The sequence below is a fragment of the Syntrophotaleaceae bacterium genome (assembly GCA_041390365.1).
Lineage (GTDB): Bacteria > Desulfobacterota > Desulfuromonadia > Desulfuromonadales > Syntrophotaleaceae > JAWKQB01.
In genome coordinates, this window is the sequence record JAWKQB010000002.1 from 582,393 (window position 1) to 606,638 (window position 24,246).

General features: G+C 59.3%; 17 protein-coding genes. 13 read left to right on the plus strand and 4 right to left on the minus strand.

What is annotated here, in order from left to right:
* The first annotated feature begins 119 nt into the window (after positions 1–119).
* The 3 genes from R2940_09960 (at position 120) to R2940_09970 (ending at position 3,387) form a co-directional block, all read left to right on the plus strand.
* Positions 120–1,289, plus strand: coding sequence for a LuxR family transcriptional regulator (locus tag R2940_09960; GenBank protein MEZ4600095.1), 1,170 nt, complete (start codon positions 120–122; stop codon positions 1,287–1,289).
* Between the two features lie 143 nt (positions 1,290–1,432).
* A complete protein-coding gene (locus tag R2940_09965) occupies positions 1,433–2,218 on the plus strand; it encodes an alpha/beta hydrolase (GenBank protein MEZ4600096.1) in 786 nt (261 codons plus the stop codon).
* A gap of 239 nt (positions 2,219–2,457) precedes the next feature.
* Positions 2,458–3,387: a transporter gene (locus R2940_09970; protein ID MEZ4600097.1), complete on the plus strand. Its 930-nt coding sequence runs from the start codon at positions 2,458–2,460 to the stop codon at positions 3,385–3,387.
* A gap of 58 nt (positions 3,388–3,445) precedes the next feature.
* Here the strand turns inward: R2940_09970 and R2940_09975 are convergent, their stop codons facing one another.
* A complete protein-coding gene (locus tag R2940_09975; protein ID MEZ4600098.1) occupies positions 3,446–4,636 on the minus strand; it encodes a diadenylate cyclase in 1,191 nt (396 codons plus the stop codon).
* A 447-nt stretch (positions 4,637–5,083) separates the two neighbouring features.
* Here R2940_09975 and R2940_09980 point away from each other — a divergent pair, with 447 nt between their 5' ends.
* Both R2940_09980 and R2940_09985 read left to right on the plus strand, forming a co-directional pair.
* Positions 5,084–6,442, plus strand: coding sequence for a sialidase family protein (locus R2940_09980; protein ID MEZ4600099.1), 1,359 nt, complete (start codon positions 5,084–5,086; stop codon positions 6,440–6,442).
* Between the two features lie 174 nt (positions 6,443–6,616).
* Positions 6,617–7,402 (plus strand): LuxR C-terminal-related transcriptional regulator, encoded by a 786-nt coding sequence (locus tag R2940_09985; GenBank protein MEZ4600100.1) that lies wholly within the window; start codon positions 6,617–6,619, stop codon positions 7,400–7,402.
* Between the two features lie 4 nt (positions 7,403–7,406).
* On the opposite strand, the gene R2940_09990 is transcribed toward R2940_09985, so the two are convergent.
* A complete protein-coding gene (locus tag R2940_09990) occupies positions 7,407–8,753 on the minus strand; it encodes an SCP2 sterol-binding domain-containing protein (GenBank protein MEZ4600101.1) in 1,347 nt (448 codons plus the stop codon).
* 237 nt (positions 8,754–8,990) lie between these two features.
* Here R2940_09990 and R2940_09995 point away from each other — a divergent pair, with 237 nt between their 5' ends.
* Positions 8,991–9,374: a rhodanese-related (seleno)protein gene (locus R2940_09995; protein MEZ4600102.1), complete on the plus strand. Its 384-nt coding sequence runs from the start codon at positions 8,991–8,993 to the stop codon at positions 9,372–9,374.
* Between the two features lie 17 nt (positions 9,375–9,391).
* On the opposite strand, the gene R2940_10000 is transcribed toward R2940_09995, so the two are convergent.
* Complete coding sequence (locus tag R2940_10000) at positions 9,392–10,630, minus strand: helix-turn-helix transcriptional regulator (protein ID MEZ4600103.1); 1,239 nt, start codon at positions 10,628–10,630, stop codon at positions 9,392–9,394.
* Positions 10,631–11,042: 412 nt separating this feature from the next.
* On the opposite strand from R2940_10000, the gene R2940_10005 reads away from it, so the two are divergent.
* Both R2940_10005 and R2940_10010 read left to right on the plus strand, forming a co-directional pair.
* The gene (locus tag R2940_10005) at positions 11,043–13,079 is read left to right on the plus strand and encodes a hypothetical protein (GenBank protein ID MEZ4600104.1); all 2,037 of its coding nucleotides are present in this window, start codon (positions 11,043–11,045) and stop codon (positions 13,077–13,079) included.
* A 74-nt stretch (positions 13,080–13,153) separates the two neighbouring features.
* The gene (locus R2940_10010) at positions 13,154–15,931 is read left to right on the plus strand and encodes a GLUG motif-containing protein (GenBank protein ID MEZ4600105.1); all 2,778 of its coding nucleotides are present in this window, start codon (positions 13,154–13,156) and stop codon (positions 15,929–15,931) included.
* Positions 15,932–16,015: 84 nt separating this feature from the next.
* Here R2940_10010 and ycaC read toward each other — a convergent pair whose 3' ends face one another.
* Positions 16,016–16,642 (minus strand): isochorismate family cysteine hydrolase YcaC, encoded by a 627-nt coding sequence (gene ycaC / locus R2940_10015; GenBank protein ID MEZ4600106.1) that lies wholly within the window; start codon positions 16,640–16,642, stop codon positions 16,016–16,018.
* 243 nt (positions 16,643–16,885) lie between these two features.
* Between ycaC and pap the strand changes: the two genes are divergently transcribed.
* The 5 genes from pap to R2940_10040 all read left to right on the plus strand — a co-directional run bounded on the left by pap (position 16,886) and on the right by R2940_10040 (position 24,232).
* Positions 16,886–18,391, plus strand: a complete 1,506-nt coding sequence (pap, locus tag R2940_10020; protein MEZ4600107.1) for a polyphosphate:AMP phosphotransferase — start codon at positions 16,886–16,888, stop codon at positions 18,389–18,391.
* A gap of 32 nt (positions 18,392–18,423) precedes the next feature.
* Complete coding sequence (locus R2940_10025; protein MEZ4600108.1) at positions 18,424–18,948, plus strand: hypothetical protein; 525 nt, start codon at positions 18,424–18,426, stop codon at positions 18,946–18,948.
* Positions 18,949–19,141: 193 nt separating this feature from the next.
* On the plus strand, positions 19,142–20,860 hold the full coding sequence (locus tag R2940_10030; GenBank protein ID MEZ4600109.1) for a hypothetical protein: 1,719 nt from the start codon (positions 19,142–19,144) through the stop codon (positions 20,858–20,860).
* Positions 20,857–21,306 carry a hypothetical protein gene (locus R2940_10035; GenBank protein MEZ4600110.1) on the plus strand — a complete coding sequence of 150 codons (450 nt, stop codon included), beginning with the start codon at positions 20,857–20,859 and terminating at the stop codon, positions 21,304–21,306. The genes R2940_10030 and R2940_10035 overlap by 4 nt, the downstream gene beginning before the upstream one ends.
* Complete coding sequence (locus R2940_10040; protein ID MEZ4600111.1) at positions 21,293–24,232, plus strand: M64 family metallopeptidase; 2,940 nt, start codon at positions 21,293–21,295, stop codon at positions 24,230–24,232. Before R2940_10035 ends, R2940_10040 begins: the two co-directional genes overlap by 14 nt.
* The last annotated feature ends 14 nt before the right edge of the window (positions 24,233–24,246 follow it).

Sequence of the window (24,246 nt, forward strand, 5' to 3'; positions counted from 1 at the left end):
TGGATAAAATCCAATCCGATATCGTTGAATGTTGTCAGGTGCCAGAGGTTCAGTTCCAGCCAGTCCGGGGCGGCTTTCGGTTGGACGCAGAAATGAACGTTTTCCATTGTGACAGGTGAATGAATTTCAGCAACGGCCTGGCCAGGCAGACACATCCCGAAGAACGGCGGATTCGCCTGATTGAAACGATCTATGCGACGGTTGCGGATCCGGGCGCATGGCAGGCATTTCTGCAGGAAATTATTGGCTGCACCAACTCCCGGTCGGCCCGCATGCTGGTCCTGAACCCCCAGGCGGACCGGGTTCTGTCCAGCATCAAGCAGAATATCGACGATAGCTTTCACCGTCAGTACACAGAACATTACGTCAACGCCTGCCCCTGGCGTCCGGAGTTGGTGCGAAAGGCTCCGGGACGTCTTTATTCGACCTACCTCCACTTCAGTTGCCGCCAGCCCGACTACCTGCGCACCGAATTCTTCAACGACTGGGCCGGTCCCCAGGACATCCATCACGGGGTCTGCGGCACCATATTCAAGAATTCCCACCGCACGGTACAACTGCTGGTTCAGCGGACCGGGGGACAGGGGCACTACACCGAAGAGGATACCGATTTCATTAACGGATTCGTGCCGCACCTCCAGCATGCTTTTCTGCTGGCGGCCCAGGTGGCCGATCAGACCGCGCGGTCCGAGGCTCTCGCAGCCGCGGCCGGGGGGGAAAGCCTCCCGTTCATGCTGCTGGATCATACATTGCGCCCGGTTCACTGTAACCCGGGAGCCGAGGAGCTGCTTGGCAGCGGCTCGGCCCTGAGACTGGTCAACGGCCAGTTGCAGCTCGCCGATGGTCGACGGAACCAGACCCTGCAGCGTCTGCTGCGGGAATGTCTGGCCGCCGCCGATTCCCGGACCTTTGATAGCGCCGGCGGCATCCTGGAGGTGCCGCGGCCCGATCGCGCCGACCTGCAGCTGCTGATCAGGCCGATCCACCCGGACATCCCGATCCTGAGCGTCCGGCCGGAAGGGTATGTGGCAGTTTATGTGTATGACCCCGAGGCAAAAGTTGCGATCGACAGGACTCGGTTGAGTGCCCTCTACGGTCTGTCCGGGGCGGAGACCCGGATAGCCTTGGCGATGCTGGACACTCCGGAACCGGCCGAAGTGGCGAAGCGCTGTTTTATCAGTCTGCACACGGTGCGGTCCCATCTCAAATCGATCTTCGCGAAAACCGGCACCGGGAGCCAGGCCGAACTGATGAGGCTCCTGTTGACCGGTCCGGCACGAAAGCGATAAGGGAGCGGGTTTGGCTCAAGAGAGCCTGATCGGAGTCGCTATCGATATCGGAATCGGGGCTGGGGCGAATTGTTGCGGTATCTGAAGGTTTTCAGATTTTGTGGTGGATAGATTCGAAAGTTGATCCGAAACGAGCTAACTGTATGAATTGTCACGATTCCCGAACAGTCCTCTCCCCTGACGGTATCCCCCTCTTTTGCGATTGCGCCGGTGAAGGCGACCCGATGCTGCTGTTCATCCACGGCTGGACCTGCCGTCGGACCTACTGGCTGCCGCAGTTGCAGCATTTCGCCGCAATCCGCGCGGTGGCGGCGCCGGACTTGCCCGGTCACGGTGAAACCCCCGCCGCCGGTCGGAGCCGTTGGAACGTGGATTCCTTCGCACGGGATATCGTTGCCTGCGCCGACGCCCTGATGGCTAAAAAGCTCGTGCTGATCGGCCATTCGATGGGCGGCGCCGTGGCTCTGGAGGCCGCTCGCCGTCTGCAGGATCGGGTCGCGGGAGTGGTGCTGGTGGACACCTTCGTCATCGACTACGGCGGGTTGGATAAGGACACGATTCAGGCGATCGCCGCGCCCTTCGAAGCCGATTTTCCGGCCGCCATGGCTGCGCTGGTGACACAGACCGCCACTGCCGCCACTCCGCCCGAACTCCTGGCACGGCTGGTCCGGGAGATGTCGGCCGCCGATCCTGTCTGGGCCATCCCGGTCTGGCGCGATCTGCTTGCCTGGAGCCCAGCGGCCGCTTTCAAGGAACTGCGGGTGCCGATCCAAGCCGTCAACGGCGACCTGATTCCCCCTTCCGCCAGGGAGCGCTGTGCGCCCTTTGTCACCGAAACCCTCATCCCCGGCGCCGGGCATTTCCTGCAAATGGAAAATCCGGCCTTTTTCAACCAGGTTCTGGAGTCCGTTTTGAAACGGCTTCGCTAAAGCGTCCGTTCCCGCTTTTTCCGAACAATATCCCTTTAAACTCACCGCGCGGGAGAAGGGAGGCCAAAAACGGCCTCCAGGTGCCGCTGCATACACGTCTGCAGGTTCTGAGTCTTGACCACTTCTGCACAAAAAAGCCTTGATCGAAATTGATTTCCGTGCACAATGAGGCACTAGATTAATGAATTGGGGGCAGAGATCTGCCACTGCCCGATGTTTTATTCATGGAGGGAAGGATTATGGGGAAGAATCGATTTGGGGGTCTGCTCGTCGTTCTGCTGCTCTGTCTGGCGGTGCCCTGTCAGGCGGGAATAACCGGCAATCACTACACCAACGGAGCCGAAGGGATCAAAGGTGCCAGCGTTCCGCCGCCCGGCAATTACTACCGGCTCTACAACGTGTTCTACTCCAGCGATGAGCTGATGGATACCGATGGCGATAAACTTGACGTCGATTTCGATGTCTTTGTCTTTGCCAACGTTCATCGCTTCATTCATGTGTCCGAATGGAAGATTCTCGGAGGCAACTTCTTCGGCAGTCTGCTGGTGCCGGTGGTCTATACCGATCTGGAAATCGGGGCACTCGGTGTCGAGGACGACGACTGGAGCATCGGCGACAGCTTCATCGAGCCGGCGGGACTGGCCTGGCACGGCGAGCGCTGGGACGCCGCCGTCAGCCTTGGCGTCTGGGTTCCGACAGGGCCCAACAACGACAGGCGTCCGGCCTACCCGGGCAAGGACTATTGGACCGGGATGCTGACCTTCGGCGCCACCGTCTACCCCGATGCGGCCAAGACCTGGTCCGTTTCCTGGCTGGGGCGCTACGAGGTCCACAGTGAAAAGCAGGGGGACGATCTGACCGCGGGGGATGATTTCCATTTCGAATGGGGGATCGGCAAGGCCCTTCCGCCCTCCTGGAAACTGGGGCCTTTGCAAGCCTGGGAGGTCGGCGTGGTTGGCTATGCCCAGTGGCAGGTGACGGATGACCGGGGGGATGACGTGACGTGGGATAAGGATGACCATGACCGCGTGTTCGCCGTGGGGCCTGAAGTCCGTTGCATGATTCCCCAGTGGAAGCTGCTGCTCGAACTGCGCTCGCAGCAGGAATTCGGTGCCGTGGACCGCTCCGAGGGTTTGACAACGACTCTGGTCGTCACCAAAATTTTCTGACAAATTTTCCGATAACTGAAAAAAAAGCCCATCCCCGTTTCCTGGGGATGGGCTTTTTCTATCCGCTTTGCTGGCCGTTTGGCGGCGGTTTCGTTTCCACATAGACCTTGATCTGGGCGGGTTGGATTTCGGCGACATAGAGGTCCCGCGGCAACAGGATCGATGAGGGGGTCAGGGAAAAGGTCTGCCGGCCGAAACGCGACAGGGTTACATCGACGGGGATGTTCAGATTTTTCGGGTCGAAAAGGAACAGCTTGCGCCTCGGACCCGCCAGGGTCACCGAAACCTCGGCCGGAGTGACTTCCTTCAGGTTGAAGTCGGCGGGAACGTTTTCGATCTTGATCGGCACCTTGTGCACCAGGGAGTCGATCTCCGAGCCCGGGACCAGGAACAGCCAGAAAACCAGCGCCAGGAATATGGCCAAAGCCCCTTCGAGCGAGGTTTTACCGATTTTGGCCGGCGTCCTCTTTTGGACCCAGGGTTTTCCCTGCTCCTCGTAAAACCCGGCCACCTCCTCGCGCAGATCCTTCAATCGTGCAAGCGGGCGCAGCGTGCCGTTGCGGGCCGCCGATACCCTGCCTGTTTCCTCCGAAACCACCAGGATCAGGGCATCGGTTTTCTCCGCCAGTCCCAGGGCTGCAGCGTGGCGGGTGCCCCGGCCCCTCAGTTGTTCGGTGTCCTGGGACAGAGGCAGATGGACTCCGAAGCGTTCGACCCGGGAGCCCTCTATGATAAGGGCGCCATCATGTCCGGGGGAATTGGGATCGAAAATGCTCAACAGCAGTGGCAGCGTCAGTTGGCCGTTCAGCGAGACCCCTTCCGTGGTAAACCACTCCAGCGGGTCGCTGGCCGGCAGCACGATCAGGGCACCCCGTCGGGCCTTGGACAGCGTGCTGACACCCTCGCAGAGGATCTCCGGTACGGCCCAGGAGAGGGGCGGCGTCCGTTTCCCGACCAGTCTTCCGGACAGCCGCTCCAACAGCAGACGGATTTCGCTTTGAAACACGATGATCAGGATGAGAACAATGATGGCTGCCAGACCCTGCAGGAGCCAGACCGTCAATTTTATCTCGAGTTCCTTCGCGACCAGGAAAAGAGCGCCGAAGGCCAGCAGGGAAATGCCCACGAACCGCATCCGGCTCCGGCGCAGAGCGTCGATACCCAGCCATAAGAGAAGGGAGGCCATCCCGATATCCAACAAATCCTTCCAACCGATTTCCTGCAACAGTCCCAAAAAGTGCCAGAACATCTCTTCTTCCCCCTAGGTAAAATCCGGTCTTCCACCTGTTCTGGCCGACCGATCTTAAGCAGCATAACGTCCCGTCATTTTCCCTGCCGAAAAGGGAAAAAGCCGTAAATAAAAAAAACCGGGTCGCCTGTCAGGCGCCCAGCACCCGCTGCCGCTATGCTGATTCGGGTTCATTATTGTTTTTTTAATATTTTCTTAACTTCGCCCAGATTAGCTCAGGAAAAATGGCAAGTCAACCTAAAGATTCAGTCGCATTTTCATGGAGTTGTAACTCTTTGAAATGAATGACGAGTAGCCCATGCGGCAGGGCATTGACGGGTTCCCGGCAATGGCGAAACAGTCCCGGATTGATATTCTGTACAGATGATTCCCCTTGGCGAACCCCAATCTGCCGAAGGGGGCGGGCGCAAAGCTATCGTATTCAGCAAGTCTGGAGGAGGATTGGCGATGGACTTCAAGTCGATACTTTCCGGCCTCATTTCCGCGATTGCCGTACTCATGGGAGTGTCCGTGGTCGCCTTGTCCGTGGCCCAAAAGTCGGGATCTTCCGGGATAAAATGGAAAGATAAAATCGAGGTCGTTTCCGGAGAGGCTTACCGGGGGCCCTGGAGGATGAACGAATCGGAATTCCGTTACGTGGACGATCCCACTGTCGGCATCAACGGGGATAAAGCTGTCGGAGTTGCCTGGGCCGATCACGACCGGAAGGATATCTTCTTCCAGGTTTTTGAAAAGGACGGCAAAAAACGCTTCCAGGAACCGGTCAACGTCTCCCGAAGCCCGTCCATCTTTTCCTGGCTGCCGAAGCTGGTGATGACCTCAGGTCGTCCCGGCCGGGTGTATGTGCTGTGGCAGGAGATCGTTTTTTCCGGCGGAACCCACGGAGGGGAAATTTTCTTCGCACGGTCTAACGATGGCGGGAAGACTTTTCAGGAGCCGATCAACCTTTCAACCACCAGAGCCGGCGCCGGAAAGGGACGGCTGAACAGGGACTCCTGGCACAACGGCAGCCTGGATATTGCCCTGGGGCCCGAGGGACATCTCTACGCTGCCTGGACGGAATATGAAGGCCCCCTGCGGTTCAGTCGCTCCACGGACGGGGGCGCCAGCTTCTCCGCACCGATACGCATCCGGGGCGGAAACGGTGCAGCACCCGCCCGCGCCCCCGCACTTGCCACCGGAGGCGATGGCGCCGTCTATATCGCCTGGACAGTTGGAGAAGACCCGGCCGCCGACATTCACTTCTCCGAGTCGGACGACCACGGCCAGACCTTCGCCGAGCCGCGCATCCTGGACAGGACCGATGGGCATGCCGACGCTCCCAAACTCGCCGTCGACGACAGAGGGACGGTTCATCTCGTTTACGCCGAGAGTCCTGGTGGCCCTCTAAAGGCGTATCACATTCGCTATACCCGTTTGCCGCAGGGAGAAGGAGACTTCGAGCAACCGCGGCAGATCGCCGTTCCAGAGGGAACTCGCTGGGAAAGCATGAACTTTCCGAGCCTGAGCCTGGACGGAAAAGGGAATCCGTACATAATCTGGGAACTCTTCCCCAAACCGGTGGGATACCCGAAGGGGCTCGGCTTTACCTTTTCCCGGGATGGCGGGCAGACCTTTGCATCACCCAGGGATATTCCGGGAACCGGCGATCCGGCTCTCGGGACCGGCGGAGGCAGGCAGGGGTTGCTGATGAAAAAGCTCGCCGTCAATGATCAGGGAGCGATCGCGGTGGCGCACAGCACCTTCAAGCGGAACCAAAGCAGTCATGTCTGGTTCCTTAGAGGAGAGGCTGCCGGGAGAAATTGAAAGGTCCCGCATTGGCATCCCGCTTTTGCACGGCGCAGGAACTTCGGGGGAGTCGACCGGGTGTTTTCGGAGCCGATGCGATCGCGAAAAAAACCTTGCCATCGTCCCCAGAGGCGTTTTATTTTTTTCATTGATGATTCATAACAATGGGGTGACTCCAGATAAGGGGTGTCCATGTCTTTGCCAGAACCGCCGAAGCCGATCGACTGTCTTTCCAGTACTGATGCCGCGATGCTCCTCGAACTCATCCACGGCTGCCTGGGTTGCACTTCGGAGGAGGAGTTCACTCCGCTTCTCCAGAAGACAAAGGAACTTTTCTCTTTTGATTTCGCGGGCACTCTTTTCGGCCGTATGGACAGCAGCAACGACCTCGTCATTACCCATGGCATCAATGTCAGTTTTCCCGAGGAGTGGCTCAACGAATATCTGGCCCGCAACTACTTCTACCTGGATATCGCCACCAAAGAAACATTCGTTCATTGCAGAGTCAAATGCTGGTCGTATCTGACAAATAACTACAGCGCCAGGGTGCCGAAAGACATCATGTCGCTAAACCTCGACTTTGGCGTGAATGAAGCCTATATGCACGGAGGAAGTTCCTTTTTCGCGCCGAAGAAGAAAAGTATGTTCTGCTTTGCAGGCCAACTGCTGAAGCCGGACAGGCGAACGGATACGATACTTGAGCACTTGATTCCTCACCTGCACCTGGCTCTGATCCGCATCTTCGATAATACCCAGTCGAATCTCGATCAAGCTAAAGCCGTTCTCTCCCCCCGGGAAAGGGAGGTGCTCGACTGGATGAAACATGGGAAAAGCTCCTGGGACATTTCCATTATCCTTGGAATCAGCGAAAGAACCGTCAATTACCACGTCTACAATCTGATGCAGAAACTCGAGGCGGTGAACAGGCCTCAGGCCGTTGCCGCTGCAATCCGACTGGGGTTGATCGATCTTTGCTGAATCTTCAGACGAAACTCTCGCCGAATCGCCTTAAAAGCCTGACCTTCCCCTTTACCCGGACCTTTCCGCGCAGGATGGCCCCCAGCATACTCCACTCCCCGGCGAGCACTTTGAGCCATGCTTCGCTGTCCGCCCTCACCGCTACATCGACAATGCCGACATGCCCTTCGGCAACTTCGAGTGAGCCGTCTCGAATCAACATGGATGCCTTTCGCTCCTCCCTACCGGTGAAGGTGAAATGCACGGTGATGGCAAGCCCCTCTGCCTTGCGCCGCTGGAATTTCAGGCGGGCGCCCTGGAGGAAGCTCGCAATCGACTGCGCACGAAGGCCGTTGTCGATCCGCCGCAATTCCTTGTGCGGAAAGTTTAGCGTCGCATAGGACTCGGCATCCGAGCCGGCAACCACATAAACTCTCTCTTTTTTTTCTCTCAACGGTGTCACGACTTCTCTTGCAAATCGGGCCCGATCGGTGAGAAACGGGACAATGACATCCTCACCGGCGGGGCACACCGCCATGCAGTAGCCTGTGCGGTAGATCGGGCCGGTGGTGAGCCCCTGCCAGACGGCGGAGGTTTCGCTGTCATCCACCCGTCGGCGATAGGCGAAACGATTCGGGCTGTCGGCGAGGCGTTCGACCCAGTCTCCGAAACCGGTCAGGGAATAGCGGTAGCAGTTGGCGTAGCAGGATGAAAAATCGAACTGACCTTCAGCTCCAACCGCCCCGACCGGACAGACTGCGGTGCAGGCATTGCAGTCCAGGCAGGGGGAAAAGGCAAGTTTTTCGCCGTAGGTAATGACGGAGGCGTCTACAAGCACCGTTCCCAGTACCATGAAGGCCCCGAAACGCGGATGCAGAACCAAGCGGTTGCGGCCGATTCGTCCGAGACCTGCGGCCACGGCTACCGGCTTGTGACCGATTACCCAGGGTTGCCTGTCCGGAAAGTTTTCGATCTCCATGGGAAACGTGGCCGGAATGTGCAGGGCGGCGACGCCCGCCGTCGCGAGATTTGCGGCAATCGCCCGCCCGACCTCGTTTATGCGGCCCGTGCCGCGGCTGAATTCGAGCTGCGCCAGGGAACGGGCCGGGCTTCGGATGCTCTCGGGATTGAGGCGGCAGGCATAACTCACCAGAGACCGGGCGTGGGCAAACGCATAGAGAATGATATCGCGCTGCTCCGCCATATCGGGATTGTCGATGGAAACGAAGCCGACGTCGTCGGCTCCCGCTTCACGGCATAGGTTTCGGAGCCATTTATCGTCGAGAACTCTGGTGGCAGGAGATTTGGTGGCGGAGGGGGGTGTCGGATTGCCGCGCACGGCCAAAACGGTTGGATGTTCGTTGATCTTCATGGTCCCAACCTCCTAGAACGAACCCGCAAGACTCGATTAATAAAGGAAAATCGCACGCTATGGTTTCAGGAAATGACCAATTTTTCACCTGTAAAAAATGACAGGTAAAGCCGTCCGGATACCCCGTGAACACCCGCTGGATCGATTGTGCACCATGTCTGTCAGGTTGCATTCGCGTTTTGACGGATTACAGTTGTCAACAAAGGAGGTGTACCCATGAAAGGAAAGTGGTTCACGATGCTTATGCTGTTTCTGGCCCTGGGATGCGCCGGGGCGGGGCGATCCTCGCAGGATGAGGTGCCGCGGATGTCCGGGGAGGAGCTGAAGTCCCGCCTCGGAACTCCCGATCTTGTCATCATCGACGCCAGATCCGGCAATGACTGGGCAAGCAGCGAGATGAAGATCGCGGGCGCGGTCCGGGAGGACCCGAGAAGATTCAACGACTGGAAAAACAGCTATTCGAAGTCAAAGACCCTTGTTCTCTACTGCGATTGACCGAACGAGGGAACCAGCGCCGGTCTGGCGCGGATACTGAAATCACAGGGGTACCGGACTGTCTACGCCCTCGAGGGGGGATGGGAGGCATGGCAGGAAGCCGGATATCCGGTGGAACGGAAGTAAAAGGATAAGTGGAAGCATCAGGGGTTGCGGGTTTGCGCCAGCCATAGCAGCAGGCGCTTGCGATCGGTGACTCCGGCTTTTTCGTGGATTCGTCGCATGTGGGTTTTGACTGTCGATTCGGCAATGCCTAACTGCCCGGCAATTTCCCGATAGCTGCGGCCCCTGATCACCAGACGCAAAATGTCCTGCTCGCGATTCGAGAGCTGACAGGCCAACTCGACGGGGATTTCCTCGCTCTCCTCCCGCTCGTCCATGACCCTGCGCAGTTGCAGGTGATGGCGCAAAAACAGGGCCAGGGCCGCGATATTGAGCGCCATGCTGCCGGCCATGCCCACCGCTTCGGCCCGATCTCCCAGCAGAAGACCGAGAAGCTGACCCGCCGCGATGCCTCCGCACAACGCAGCGAGACCGAAACCGAAAGATTTCACCGGACGTGCACTCTGCAGCAGCAGGGCCAGCAGAAACAGGTCGATGCAACCCGCCGCCGCCATTACGGCAAACATCCCCAGGTTGATGCCGCCAGCCCCACCGATCTGCAGCAATCCGAAAGCCAGCATCCCCAGGCTCAGTCCGGCCAGCAGCAGCAGATCGCGGTCGCGCCGGTAAAGCGGCACTGCCCCCAGAACCGCCAGCATGTAAAAGACCAGTTCCAGCCCCTGCATCAGTCCGGAAGCAGCATAGGCCGGAAACAGGAATCCGTACATCAATCCGCTGACCACCTGAAAGATGAAAATGAAGGGCAGATACTCCCAGGCCAGGGGTTCTTTTTGAACGTCGCTCTCGTGGGCGGACACGATTCCGGGCAAGGTCATCAGGGGCAGCAAGGCAAAGAGAATGGGCCAGGCGGGGAAGTCCCGGGTCTGGTGCAGCAGTGCCAGGAGAAGGTTGGTGGTGACCAGGCACCAGGCAGCGGCGCGCAGGGGCTGTCCGGCTCCCAGCAGGCCTATCGCCGATCTGACTGTTATCGGTGTAGCGGCGATGCCCATGACAGAAAGCAGCAAGGGGGCCATGGTGGGATAAAGGTAGAGGGCATAGGTCGCAACACCGCATGCGGCCGCCCCCCAGGGCGCCAGTTTTTCCAGAAGGACAGGGGAAATAAATCTGCCGGTGAGCAGCAGGCACGCGACCAGAGGCAGGAGAAACCATATGCTCGTGCCGCTGACCCCGCTCACAACCAGCAGCGGTCCCTCCATGGGCACGGCCAGCAGCCACAGGACAAAAAAGAAAAACGGCAAGGCAGGGGGAACAGCACGCATGAAAAACATTATCCGACAGGGTTGAGTGGGCCATTGTATACGGAAACTCTTTGAGACCAAACCAAAAAATCAGAGATGGATGCTCGAACCGGCTTCGATTATTTCGAAATTTTCCTCCGGTTTTACCTCTGGTTTACAAAAAGACGACATGATTTTTCTGAAGAATTCGGGGAGAGTCGAACAGGTTCTGTTGGATGAAAACCTGAATGGGATTGTCTCATGAAGCAGGCGGTTGAGAACAAGTAGATTGAGGAGAAAAAAGATGCACAGGACATGGTGGGCGGTTTTGCTTGTTGCGTTGCTGCCTTTATTCGGATGTGGCGGCAGCGGCTCTTCTGACTCCGTAAATGACACGGATGATTCTGATTCCCCTCCTTTAGTATCGGTTCCCGCAGTCGTCTCGGTGAATTCGGTGGAGACGGATCTGGTGGCGACCGATGGGCAGTGGCTGGCGTGGAAGGCCAAGGACCGCCAGGGCATTTCCCTTTACGACGGCATTCAAGCCAGAAATGTGACCCAATCGTTGCCGCCCGAACACTATCCGCAGGACATGGTGTTCGATGGAAGGTATGTCGCTTTTGTCTCCCAGGGCAAGCACCTCTTTGTGGTGGATAGTGAAAGTGCCGCCGAGCCGGTGCTGGTGGCAAGTTCCGTCAGCAGAATCGAATACTTTGCGATCAGTTCAGGCGAACTGGTCTGGATCGATCGCGCGGACAACCATGTTTATCATCTCACCCTGGGCTCTGCGGACCCTTCTCCTGAGCGGATCACCACCGAGGAAAAATCGCGCATCATGGTGAAGATTGATGCGGGTGTCATCGTCTGGAGTGAAAGCGACCTGGATTGGCGGGTGGCCTATTACGACCTGAGAGCAGCCAGTCCGGCTGTCGTGCAACCGGCCGGCCAGACGCATCTCGCTCATTGGCAGGCCAACATTCATGACCGGTTGATTGTCTGGCAAGGCTCCGATGCGGGAAACGATGTCGAAATCTTTTACTGCGATCTGACCCAGGATGGAACGCCGGCGATGAAACTCACCAGCAATGCGACCGACGACCGCCATCCCCGGGTGCATGACCGGTACATCGCCTGGGACGGATTTTCGGGTGGCCAGGAAACCATCTTTTATGTGGACATGGAGAATCCGGGAAACATTCAGGCATTGCCCACGCCAGCCCAATACGATCGCCTGAGCCATGTCCGGGAGGGTCTTATTGCCTGGACGGCTTCCGTTGACGACAGGGGGCAGGTTTTCTATTACGACCTTGATGCGACGGAACCGGCCATCATTCAGGTGACGGACAGCGCGTACCATAACTATGAACCGCTGATCAGCGGGGGGAAGATATTCTGGCGGACCGAGGAGGCTGCCCGCAGCAGAATCATGACGCATGATCCGGCTACGGCGACAACCGTTCAGCTTGCCGATTTGCCCTACAGCCAGATCACAATGATTTCAGCGGGTAACGGTTACCCGGTCTGGCTTTCCATGGGGGCGCATTATCGAATCTTTGTGCAATCCGCAGGGGAAGAAATCGCGCCTTTTGCCATAACGCCTCTCGGGTTGGATGTTGCCACCCTGGAGATGGATGACGGCGTAGTCGTGTGGCGCGGCTATGATGGGACGAGCAACGAGATCTATTGCTGCGACCTCAATGCAGTTGAGCGTGAAGTCACCAAGTTGACCGATGACAGCCTATGGAAAGAAGTCCCCCAGGTCAGTGATCGGGTTGTTGTCTGGCGCGGGCAGGGGGACGGCGGTGATTACCAGATTTATTATGTCGATTTGAAGAGTGAGAACCCCGCACCTGCTGCGATTGCTGTGGCGGGCCAGGAAAATCTCTCCCCTCGGGTGCACGATGGCCTCATCACCTGGCTTGGCGGCATCTGGCCCAATTACGAGGTGTATTATTACGATCTCAATGCCGCCTCTCCCCAGCCTGTCAACCTGACCAATAACAGCCTCTGGGAATCCGGTCCGATGGTCAACGGAGGCATTATCACCTGGTACCGCCAAAATACCGGAAACATCAACGATGTCTGGTACGTCGATCTCAACGCCGCATCGCCGGGGGAGGTGCAGGTCACAAACAGCAGCGATTCCGATGACCGCGTTGGGGTGGTCAGCGACCGGATCATTGCCTGGACGGGGACTGTGCAGGCCGAAAGCTCCTGGCACCATGACATTTTTTACCTTGATCTCACTGCGTCTGCTCCAGAGGTCGTGAGGGTGACGGAGGATGGAGCCTCCAAAGGCGACCTGACCATGGATGGAGGGCGTTTGGCCTGGCGCGCCGAGGGCGAAATCTATCTTTTCGATGTCCACGCCGATGACCCGCAGGTGATCCGGTTGACGGATAACGATGTGAGTGACTTTTTTCCGAAAACCAGGGGCGACATCATCATCTGGAGAAGCGGCAATGCGACCTGTGTCGCACGCTGGCAGTGACACACTTCAGGAGAAAAATAATTCCGTCTTAACGACAAACATGAGGTCAAAACATGCTTTCTGCAAGGATCAGGATGGTTTTGGTTGGTTTTTTTCTTGTTGCCGGATTCTCTTCCGTCTGTGCCGTAGACGCCATCGCAAGTTTTACCGTGAACAGTGCCGCAGACGCTCCCGATGCCCTTCCGGGTGATGGTCTTTGTGCCGATGTTTCGGGCAACTGCACCCTGCGCGCCGCCGTCATGGAAATGAATCAGGTTGCGGCCGGAGGGATTGAGTTTGATCCGCAGGGCACTGACTTTGTCATCACTCTTCCTGCCGGGCATTACATCCTGGCTCTGGCGGGCAGGGGTGAAGACGCGGCAGCCACAGGGGATCTGGATATCCTTGCCCAGACTGTTATCACCGGCGAGGGCGGCGAAACCATCATCGATGCCGACGGGATCGACCGTGTGTTTCATGTCGCCGCAGGAGCGCACCTTGCCTTGCGCAACCTGGCTGTCCAGGGGGGCAGGGCAGAGGGCGCCGGGCTCGGGGAGCAGGGGGGCGGGGTATTGAACGAAGGGGCCCTCCACCTCGATCGCGTCCTGATTACAGAGAATCTGGCAACCTACGGCGGCGGCATTGCCAATTACGGCAGCCTCGACGGCTCCATGGTCCGGATAACTCATAACCAGGCCCAATCACCGGTCGATCCGGACAATCCCGGTTTCGTCTACGGGTCCGGGGGTGGCATCCATAATGGTGTCAGCAACAGCGCGGTGATCGATATCGATCGATCCGCCATCGAATACAACGCTGCCGTTTCTTCCGGCGGTGGAGTCAATAACGCCGGTAACGGCAGATATTACGCTTATGAAACCATCATCGGCGGGAACTTGACGCTGACCAATGTTTCTGTTTCTCATAACGAGGCGGAAATCGGGGGCGGCCTGATCCTGGATCAGGGAAGCCGGGCCCAGTTGGTCCATTGTACAATCGCTTTCAACGAAGGGAGAGGCCTTGTTGGAAACGGAGCGCCATCGTTTGATATGTTCGGAAATCTTGTCGCCGAGAATAAACAGTATCTCGGCGCTGACACTTACGAAAACTGCTATCAGATCTCGGATTCGAGCCGGGGCAATGCCTCATTGAATCCGGATTATTTTTATTATCCCGATGCTCCCTATGGTCATAATCTCAGCAGCGACGGGTCGTGCTATTTTTCATCGGCGATTGGAGGCATCAATGCTCAGTCGCCAGGGTTGAGTGATTCACCACTGTATGCGGATGACTTCCCGACGGTCGGAACCTACGTTCCGGGCGAGGGGAGTCCGGCCCTCGATGCCATAGCGACGGAGGACGCTGTAGTTTTTGAAGATCTTTTTGGCGCAGTCCGCCCCCAGGGAGCCGGCATCGATATCGGGGCCCAGGAATCGGCGCCGGTGAGTTTTGCCGGGGGTGACGGCAGCGAAGGCGACCCGTTCCAGGTGGCGACCGCGGCCCAATTGGCCCAATTGAAGAGCTATCGAGGCGAGGCCCATGTCGACAAGCATTTCATCCAGGTGGCCGATATCGATCTGGGCGTATCGCCCTGGAATACCGGAGCGGGCTGGGAGCCGATCGGCGGATATCTCGATGCGGTCTCGTTTCGCGGAACCTACGACGGCAACGGCTACACCATCAAAAACCTGACGATCAACACCACCAATAGCGAAACCTATGCGAGTCTGTTTGGGCGGGTCGGCTATCAGGGCACCATCAGCAATCTTCGTCTGGAGAATATTGCCATCACGGCAACCGGCCATGCGGGCGGCATTTCCGGCTATCTTGAAGGGGGCAGCCTGCACAATTGCCAGGTTTCGGGCCAGATCGACCTGGCCAGCGGCATGCAGTGGTACGCAGGCGGGTTTGTCGGGTATCTGTCGGGAAGTATCGAAAATTCCCATGCCTCCGTATCGATCAGTTCCAGTGCGGGAGAAAAGATCGGCGGCATGGTCGGTGCGGCCGCCCATGCCACGATTACGAACTCCTATGCGACCGGAAACGTGTCGGGATTCCGGTCCGTGGGCGGGCTGATCGGCGAAGTATGGAACAACGTCCGGATTGAAAACGTCTATGCGGCCGGAGCGGTGTCCGGCAGCCAGAATACCGGCGGATTGGTCGGCACCCCAGGTTTCGATCAGGCCTTTGTGGTCAACTCCTACTACAACAGCGACATCAGCGGACAGTCCGATACCGGCAAGGGGGAACCGCTGACGACCGCTCAGATGGGAACCGTGGCCGCCTTTGCCGGCTGGGATTTCACCGCGGTCTGGCAGATTGTCGAGGGGGTCACCTTTCCCTATTTGCGTTCTCACGCTTTCTTCTCGACAACTCCGGTTCTGCTGTCCCCTTTCAATGGTGCCGCAGTTGCCGGTTCCAGTCCCTTGCTGAGCTGGCTTCCGGTCAAGGCGCCCGCGCAGGGCGAGATTGCCGGCTACGAAGTGCAGATCTGCACAGATCCCGGGTTTTCATCGGAAAATACCTTGAGCCGGATGGTCTGGCTCGGCGAGCCGCTGGTCGGCAGCCTCGGCATCGCCGGAATTTTGCTCGGCGGCGCTTGCCTGATCAATGGACGTCGTCGCCGGCTGGCGATTCTCGCTGCAGGGCTGGTTTTGACCGGCGCACTGGTGGGCGGCTGCGGTGGCGGCAGCAGCAGTGACAATACGCAAAACGTTGAGGATCCCGAAGAAATTGCCGCTTTGACGCTTGAGGTGCAGGACACTTTGGAGGAAGGGACGACCTACTACTGGCGGGTCCGCGCTGTGGATTCACTGAATGAAGCATCCGATTGGAGCCCGACCTGGAGCTTCAGCACTCCCGGGCAGCGCTGAAATGGGTGGATTGTAGCCAAAACCTCGCAACTGCACCGGTGTCCCCGGGCACCGGTGCAGAAGTGCGGCATTCCCAGATTGTATCTATTTTCCCGCCTTGATTGTGTTATAGCTGGTGATCAGATTGCGATAATCGGGAATATGGTTGGAAAACAGGCGCCCCAGCCCCTCGACGTCGTTGCGCCAGTCGCGATGCAGTTCGCACGCCACTCCGAACCAGCTCATCAGCTGGGCGCCCGCCGCCGACATCCGCTCCCAGGCGGAGTGTCGGGTCACCTCGTTGAAGGTCCCCGAGGCATCGGTCACCACGAAAACCTCGTACCCCTCCTCCAGGGCTGAAAGCGCCGGGAAAGCGACGCACACCTCGGTTACGATCCCGGCGATGATCAGCTGCTTTTTTCCCGTCTCTTTTACCGCAGCAACAAAGTCTTCATTGTCCCAGGCGTTGATCTGCCCCGGCCGGGCGATAGTGGGAGCATCCGGAAAGATTTCCTTGAGTTCCGGCATCAACGGCCCGTTGGGCCCGTCCTCGAAGCTGGTCGTGAGAATGGTCGGCAGGCCGAAGTATCTGGCGAGATCGGCAAGAGCCAGGACGCTGTTGACGAACGCCGCCGGCTCGATATCGCGCACCAGCGACAGCAGCCCGGTTTGATGATCCACGAGCAGTACCGCCGCATCTGTCTTGTCCAGGCGAACGTAGGGCTTGGTCATAATTTATCCTCCAATCGGTTGTTGTTCCTTGTTTTTCCCAGCCCTGTCACCACCAATCGTATCGCAGATGGCTTTTACTGCAATGGCACGTCACGTTAGGGCGCCTTCTGCTGAGGGTTTCGCCCGTCACTTTGAGGCAGTAAGTCTCCTTTTTCATTGTAATACCTTGAGTTTGGAAAAATTAAAACTATGATTAAAAAATCTGTTGTTCGCCTCGCGCAGCTTTCTAAAAAGGGTGTCGCCATGTTCGAATCCGCCGAGCTCGGCCATCGCATCAGCAAACAGGATTACAAGCAGGAGGTTCCCCAATTGCGGGAGAAGCTGCTCGATGTGCAGTATGACCTGCTGGAGAAAAAGAACTTCTCCGTCCTGCTGCTGGTGGGCGGAGTGGACTGCGCGGGCAAGGGAGAAACGGTCAACGTTTTGAACGAATGGCTTGATACGCGCCACCTCGAAACCCACGCTCTGCGCGAATTAACGGACGAAGAGCGGGAACGGCCCCCCATGTTCCGTTTCTGGCGGGTTCTGCCGAGCAAAGGGAAAATCAGCATTTTTATCGGCACCTGGTACTCGGTTCCCCTGCTGCGAAATGTCTATGGCGAAATCGGCAACGCCGAGCTCGATCAGTACCTCGACCGAAATTTGCGTTTCGAGCAGATGCTGTGCCGGGAAGGCTGTCTGATTCTCAAGTTCTGGCTGCACCTGTCGAAAAAAGCCCAGAAAGAACGTCTCAAGGAGCTGGAATCGGACCCCCGAACCCGATGGCGGGTGACCAAAACCGATTGGCAGCATTATAAACTGTACGACCGGTTCCGCCAGGTCTCCGAACGCATGCTGCGCAGCACCAGCACCCCTGAGGCTCCCTGGACGGTGGTCGAGGGAGCCGATCCGCGTTACCGCTATCTCACCATCGGCAAAATGATTCACGAAGCATTGTCACGCCGCCTCGAAAACGACCTTATCCTGCCGGCTTCGAACAGCCTTCCGCTCATGACCACCGCCATAGACGACTTGCGCATTCTGCAGATTCTCGATCCGAATCTTGCCCTGCCCAAAAAAGAGTACCGGGATCAACTGGCCGAATGGCAGGGGCGTCTGAACCGGCTTTCCCGGGCGGACGGCTTTCGGAATCTGTCGGTTGTGGTGGTCTTCGAAGGGTATGACGCCGCCGGCAAGGGGGGCAGCATCCGGCGCATTATCCAGGCTCTCGATGCCCGGTTCTATCGGGTCGTCCCCGTCGCCGCACCCACCGATGAGGAGCGGGCGCGGCCTTATCTCTGGCGGTTCTGGCGTCATCTGCCGCGACGGGGCCGGTTCGCCATTTTCGACCGGTCCTGGTATGGCCGGGTTCTGGTGGAAAGGGTGGAAAATTTCTGCTCCCAGGCCGACTGGATGAGGGCCTACGGCGAGATCAACGATTTCGAGGAGCAGTTGATCCGCCATCAGACGGTGGTTGTCAAGTTCTGGCTCTCGATCAGCAAGGACGAACAGTTGCGGCGTTTTGAGGAAAGGGAAAAGGTCGGCTTCAAACGTTTCAAGATCACTGGGGAAGATTGGCGCAACCGGGAAAACTGGGATGCCTATGAAGCGGCTGCTTGCGACATGATCGAACGGACCAGCACCGAAATCGCTCCCTGGACCCTGGTTGAAGCCAACGACAAGTCTTATGCCCGGATCAAGGTCTTAAAAACTCTGGTCTGTCGAATTGAGGATGCCTTGAATGGAAAGCATGCCCATCAGGGCCGTTAACACCATGACGTAAATTCGAAAGGAGGGTTCCGATGGAAAACCGCAAAAGTCCCGCTCGCAAGGTCATACTTTCCGCTGAGGAAAAAATTCGATGCCTGGCGCTGGTCGATCTTCGCGCCGGGCTCGACAGCCAACGAGCTGCCGCGCTGATTGCTCTGGACCAGGGGGTGACCCAGGGCGTGGCAGCTGGTCAGAGCGGGCTGACCCTTGGCCAGGTGCGGTATCTGCTGCAGATCTTTTTGCGCGATCGCATGGAGGTTTTCAATCCAGCCTCCGCCGTGCAGTCTGCCGAACAGCAGGACACCGAACCGACCCTGATCTCTTCGGCAAAGCCGTCGGAATTGGTCGCCGAAGAGGAAAAACCTGCCAAGCCTGCCGATATAAAAGAAAAAAGACCTGGGAAGGAGGGTGGCAAAAAAAGCCAAAAGGATGCAGGCACGGTTAAGAAGGACAAGGAGAAAAAAGGCAAGGAGAAGAAGGGCAAGGACCAGAAGGACAAGGGAAAAAAGGGCAAGGGAAAAAAGAAAAACAAAGGTAAGGGCAAGAAGGGCAAATAGGTGCGATGCGCTTTTGACGACGCCGGCAGTTCTGATCTTTAAAACATTTAACTTGCCGGCGTTCCTACGGACTAGGTTGTGACCGATTGACACCTGCAGACTCCGGGATAGACTTCGAACATAGATTCCGAAACCGGTTCCAGCACGCCGATGGGGGGCGGCCTGACCCGTAAGACTCCAAAAGGAGCTCTCTATGTGCCAGATCGTTGTCGACCGGATCGAGGGGGCGGACTTCGAACCTTCCCTGAACCTCTTCACGGCGGTCAACGTCATCGGCACCGTGCAGGGCTGCCCCGCCACCTTGTCCTCCGTCAGCGGCGATTATGCCGAAGTCAAGGTCACCCTCTTTCCCGAATCCGGGCCTCCCCGCATTGAAACAGCCCAGGTCCTTACCAACAACAACCTCATCGATACCTTCTCCTGGAGCGCCTTTTTCAAGGATGTCCCCTGCGGGGGAAAAGCCCGGGTGGTGGCGGAATGCGTCGGTGTACCCGAATGCAATGTCGAGGTCGAACTGACGATGCTCTGCGAACCCACCGCCTGCCCGGCTGTCACCTTTTCCGAGCCGGAGGACGCAGGATGCGACGATCAGGAGCGGCGGCTGGTCACCCTCACCGCCACGGTCCAGGGGCCTCCCCTGAATCAGTTCGTCCAGTGGCGCTTTGGCGATGACCGTCAGGCCCAGAGCGCCTTCGAGGACAGCAATCAGACGACGGTCACCCTCGCCTATGAGGAGGACGATCTGGCGCATCTCCAGGTCGTCTTCGCCCTCAATCCCGATTGCGAATACGCCCTGGAGATCCCCGGCCTCCTTCTCCAGCCCTGTGCCGCCGCCTGTCCGGAGGTGAGCTTCGGGACGGTCCGGGACGGCGGCTGCGACGAGGAGGGGAACCGCATTCTGTCCGTCACCGCCCAGATCTCGGGAGAGCCCCTGACCGGCTACTATCCCTGGCATTACGGCAACGGCCGCACGATCAACGACTATCTGAATGAGGAGAACGAGAGCTCCGTCGATCTCCTCTACGCTCCGGGAGACCTGGAGCATCCCGAGATTACTTTTGAAATCAGCCCCGACTGCCTCTACCACCTGCGGGTTCCCGAGCGGCTGCTGCAGCCGTGTCCCGCCGTCTGTCCGGAGGTGCGCTTCGGCTCTCCCCGCGACGGCGGCTGCAACGGGGAGGGGAACCGGGTCGTGGAAATCTCCGCCCAGTTCTCGGGGGATCCGGTGAGCGGTTACATCCCCTGGCGATACGGCGACGGACGCGCCGTCACCGACTACCTGGAGGAGGAAAACGAGAGCAGCGTCGAACTGGTCTTTACACCGACCGACCTGGAGCATCCGGAGGTGGAACTGGAGCTCTCCCCCGACTGCCGCTACGGCCACACCCTCGACGCCGCGCTGCTGCAGCCCTGTCCGCCGGCGGAGGAGGAGCCCCCCCGGGAGGGGAACGGGGAGACGCCGCAACCTCCACCGCCCGACGGGAATGCCGTTTTCGATCCCTGCCTGCTGTGGCTCATCGCCAACCTGGTTCTGCTGATCGTCACCGGAATTCTCATCGTGGTTGCCGGCTGCGCCCCCAACCCCTACACCATCGTCGCCGCTATTGCCCTGGCCGTGGTCACCGCCACCTCCTGGATTCTCTTCTTCATCCTGTGCATCGCCGCCACCATGAACTGCACCCTGGGGAGGTGGGCCTCTTTCCTGCTCGACCTGCTGGCGAGCGTCATGGCGGTCATTGCCCTCGTCTGGGGGATCGTCACGGTCATCTTCGAGGTGACGGTGGGGTGCTTCGTCGGCGCCTTTATCACCTTTGGCTACTACACCCTGATGGCCCTGTGGTTCAAGATCGCCATCACCATCCTGGGGTGTTACCGCAATGCCTCCTATTGGCCTTGGGAGGACGGAAGATGAGCCGAGTCGCCGATCTGAACCGCCCCATCCCCGCTTTCCGGTTGCGCTTGATCTGGGAGGAAGGGACCTGGTCCCTGCGCCGCCTGCTGGCCATCGGCCCCCTGCGCCTTCCCCCTTCCGATCTCCTGCCGAAAATTCCGGAAGGGGCAGGGCGCTGCGGTTTCTGGATCGAGCTTCTCGATGTCGAGGGGCGCGTCCTGTTTCGCCGGACCATGGTCGATCCGACGGAGCAGTCGGTGGAAGTATTCGACGGGGGCAAACCCCGCCGCCTCCCAACCCGGCGTCCCCGGGCTTTTCTCGACCTGCCGGTCCCCGCCCTTTCTGGTATCGCGTCCCTGCGCATCTGGGGACAGCAGGTGTCCCTCCGCGAGCGCCGCTCCCGCTCGGAGGTGCTGGCGCATATTCCCTGGAGCCCCCTTCCGGAGAAGAGCCATGGGCGCAGCTGACGGCACAATCCTGGGAGCGACGAAGATCCTAGACCACGGCCCCGACGGGGAGCGCTTCACGATCCCCCTGGTCGCCGAAGGGTTCACCCAGGCCCAGCAGGATCTCTTCAACACCCGCTGCGACGAACTGAAGGAACATCTCCTTCAGCACCCGGACCTCTCCCCCGTCATGGGAGCCGTCAATCTCTACCGGGTCAACATCGCCTCCAGCCAGTCGGGGGCGGATGATCCCTCCGCATGCCCGGAAGGCACGGGCGCCGTCCGCAGCACCTATTTCGACGCTACCTATTGCGGGGATGGCGAGATCCGAAGGACTCTGATCGTCGATGACGAACTTGTCACCGATGTGCTCAACGAAATGGTCCCCCTCTGGCTCTACGCTCTGGTAATCGTCAACGACAACAAGGGCGGGGGGACAGGGGGGGAGCAGGTAGGGGTGGTGGACCTCTCGGGCGACTGGAGGAACGTGGCGGTGCACGAGCTGGGGCATACCGCTTTCGGTTTGGGGGACGAGTACGGCTATCTCAGGGCGGCCGATGCCGACGAGCCCGCCCAGAACCAGCATTCCGGGGACGAACCTTCCGAGCCCAATCTCACCGCCGTCACCGATCGCTCCCTCCTCAAGTGGAGGCATCTGGTTCCGGCGCACATTCCTGTCCCCACCCAGCAGAACCCTGACTGCACGACAGTCGGTCCTGATTCCAATCCCCTGACCGGCGACGATGCCGAGGCGACGGGGCTCTTCGAGGGGGCCGGGCAATTTCACTGCGGCCTGTACCGCCCCGCCTACGAATGCATCATGCGGGAAGGGAAGAGGTTCTGCGCGGTTTGCCGGGAGGTTATTTACACCCGCCTCCGCTCCTACCTTCCGCCCGCCCCGATTCTGAAGGCCAGCCCCCCGCTGCTCGACTTGGGAACCGTTTCCCTGGGATGGGAGGCGGTGGGCACGGTTGAGCTGCTCAATCCCGGGCAGGAGCCGGTGACCGGGGTTGAGCTCGAACTGGACAATCCGAATTTTCTGCTCGGTTCCCATCCCGAGACGGTCGAGCCAGGAGAGAGCGTACCGGTGGAGATCATCCTCATCCCCCAGTTTCTGTCGGGAGAGGTGAACGCCACTCTCCAAATCTTCTCCAGCGCTCCGGAGGTCTCCGTCGCAGTCCGGGCCGCCGTCTGCATCGGCCGGGCCGCGCTCCAGCTCGAGGTCGACGGCGAACCCTACGCCCCCCTGGATCTCGGATTGGTGGTCCAGGGGCTGACCATGTATCGCTCCTTTACGGTGATGAATCTTTTCGGCAACGACAACTTCGATTGCGGAGCCGAAGTCGAAGTCATCCTGCCGCCTCTCCCTGCTCCCTTCTTCTATGCCCAACTTCCCCCCGGCGGAGCGATGCGACCGGACGGCTCCTATGTTTTCGTCATCCCTCCTCCCGGCATCGAGGGAGTCGTAGAGGTGCAGGTGCTGGTCGGCTTCACTGCCTTGGAAACCGGAGAGGGGTTGGTCACTACCGATGTGGAGGTGAGGACCGATGCCGAAAATTACGATATCCTCCCTCTGACGTTGAAAGCCACGGTGATCCCGCCCCCGCCTATCGATGCTGTTCTCGTACTCGACCGTTCCGGGAGCATGGGAGACCCGGTGGGGATCGGCGATCGCACCCGCAGACAGGTGGCGGTAGAGGCCGCCGGACTCTTCGTGGGGATGCTGCGGGAGAACCAGCGGGTGGGGATCGTGCGCTTCAACCAGCAGTCGGAGAATCCCGGGGACGTCCTCCTCGACTTGGCGGATGTCGGAGGAGACAGCCAGGCGCAGGCCTGGCAGGTGCTGGAGTCCGACGCTCTCGATCCCCAGGGGGACACTGCCATCGGCGAGGGGATGATCACCGGTAGCGATGTGCTCGCCGGCGCTGCCGTCGAAAAGCGGGCCTTGGTGGTCCTTACCGACGGGCGACAGAACACGGGGATCGGCATCGAGGAGGCGCGACAGACGATCGCCGGGCGGGTCCCTCCCCAGCGGGTCTACGCCGTGGGGATCGGCCTCGACCAGTACCAGCGGGAGGTGGGGGAGATCGCCACCGCAAATGGCGGGGCGGCTTTCGTCACCGGCGAGCTCACCGGCAGCCGGGAATTCCTGCTGCACAAGCTCTACGCCCAGATCCTGGCCGATCTCGGCGGTGGCTCCCTCATCCGCGATCCGCAACTGGTGCTGCGTCCCGGAGCCCGCCACCGGACGGACATCGAGGTCTGCGGGGCCGACCGGGAGGTGCAGTTCATCGTCGTCTGTCGCCCTACCGCCGTCCATCCCAAGTACATGCGGGTGTGGCTGGAGACCCCCGGCGGTCGCATGATCGATCCTTCCCTGGCCCAGGCCAACCCGGGGTTCGCCTTCCGGCAGCACGGGTCCCATCTCATTTTCAGGGCGAGCCGGATCGATCCGGAGGACTGGGCGGGCGTCTGGACGATCTGGGTGGCCAATGCCGCTGCCCCCGGATCCCGGGCCGATCTCTTCTACAGCGTCATCGCCGCCGCCCGGGTCACGGGACTTCTCCTCCCCGGCCGGCTGATCCAGAACGACTACAAGCCTGGATCCCCCATGACCGCCCTTTTCGAACCCCGGCTCCACGGCCTCCCCGTCTCCGCCCTTCCGGGCGCACGATTGCGCCTGGAGCGCCCCGACGGGGAGGTGAGCACCCTACCTTTGACGGAGACTGCCCCGGGGAGCTACCGGGCCGAGATCGAGGATACCTTCCTGGTGGGTGCCTACGACATTTCGGCCCTATTCGGCTTCCGGGTGGAGAAGGGTTGCCGGTCCACCCGCTTCCGGCAACTGACGGGGGTGATTCTACCCGGAGGGGAGCGGGATGAATTCTGCAGGGCGGCTCTGAAGTCCTGCCTGGAGAGGTTAGGGAATCTCGATCGAGGCGCCTGATCAGACAACGGTTT

What these genes read in the sequence shown, in the direction of transcription:
- R2940_09965 (MEZ4600096.1), top strand. Translation starts at nt 1,433, where the DNA reads ATGAATTGTCACGATTCCCGAACAGTCCTCTCCCCTGACGGTATCCCC.
- R2940_10035 (MEZ4600110.1), top strand. Translation starts at nt 20,857, where the DNA reads ATGAGCCGAGTCGCCGATCTGAACCGCCCCATCCCCGCTTTCCGGTTG.
- R2940_09970 (MEZ4600097.1), top strand. Translation starts at nt 2,458, where the DNA reads ATGGGGAAGAATCGATTTGGGGGTCTGCTCGTCGTTCTGCTGCTCTGT.
- R2940_09990 (MEZ4600101.1), bottom strand. Translation starts at nt 8,753, where the DNA reads ATGAAGATCAACGAACATCCAACCGTTTTGGCCGTGCGCGGCAATCCG.
- R2940_10025 (MEZ4600108.1), top strand. Translation starts at nt 18,424, where the DNA reads ATGGAAAACCGCAAAAGTCCCGCTCGCAAGGTCATACTTTCCGCTGAG.
- pap (MEZ4600107.1), top strand. Translation starts at nt 16,886, where the DNA reads ATGTTCGAATCCGCCGAGCTCGGCCATCGCATCAGCAAACAGGATTAC.
- R2940_10000 (MEZ4600103.1), bottom strand. Translation starts at nt 10,630, where the DNA reads ATGCGTGCTGTTCCCCCTGCCTTGCCGTTTTTCTTTTTTGTCCTGTGG.
- R2940_09960 (MEZ4600095.1), top strand. Translation starts at nt 120, where the DNA reads ATGAATTTCAGCAACGGCCTGGCCAGGCAGACACATCCCGAAGAACGG.
- R2940_10010 (MEZ4600105.1), top strand. Translation starts at nt 13,154, where the DNA reads ATGGTTTTGGTTGGTTTTTTTCTTGTTGCCGGATTCTCTTCCGTCTGT.
- R2940_10040 (MEZ4600111.1), top strand. Translation starts at nt 21,293, where the DNA reads ATGGGCGCAGCTGACGGCACAATCCTGGGAGCGACGAAGATCCTAGAC.
- R2940_09985 (MEZ4600100.1), top strand. Translation starts at nt 6,617, where the DNA reads ATGTCTTTGCCAGAACCGCCGAAGCCGATCGACTGTCTTTCCAGTACT.
- R2940_09980 (MEZ4600099.1), top strand. Translation starts at nt 5,084, where the DNA reads ATGGACTTCAAGTCGATACTTTCCGGCCTCATTTCCGCGATTGCCGTA.
- ycaC (MEZ4600106.1), bottom strand. Translation starts at nt 16,642, where the DNA reads ATGACCAAGCCCTACGTTCGCCTGGACAAGACAGATGCGGCGGTACTG.
- R2940_10030 (MEZ4600109.1), top strand. Translation starts at nt 19,142, where the DNA reads ATGTGCCAGATCGTTGTCGACCGGATCGAGGGGGCGGACTTCGAACCT.
- R2940_09975 (MEZ4600098.1), bottom strand. Translation starts at nt 4,636, where the DNA reads ATGTTCTGGCACTTTTTGGGACTGTTGCAGGAAATCGGTTGGAAGGAT.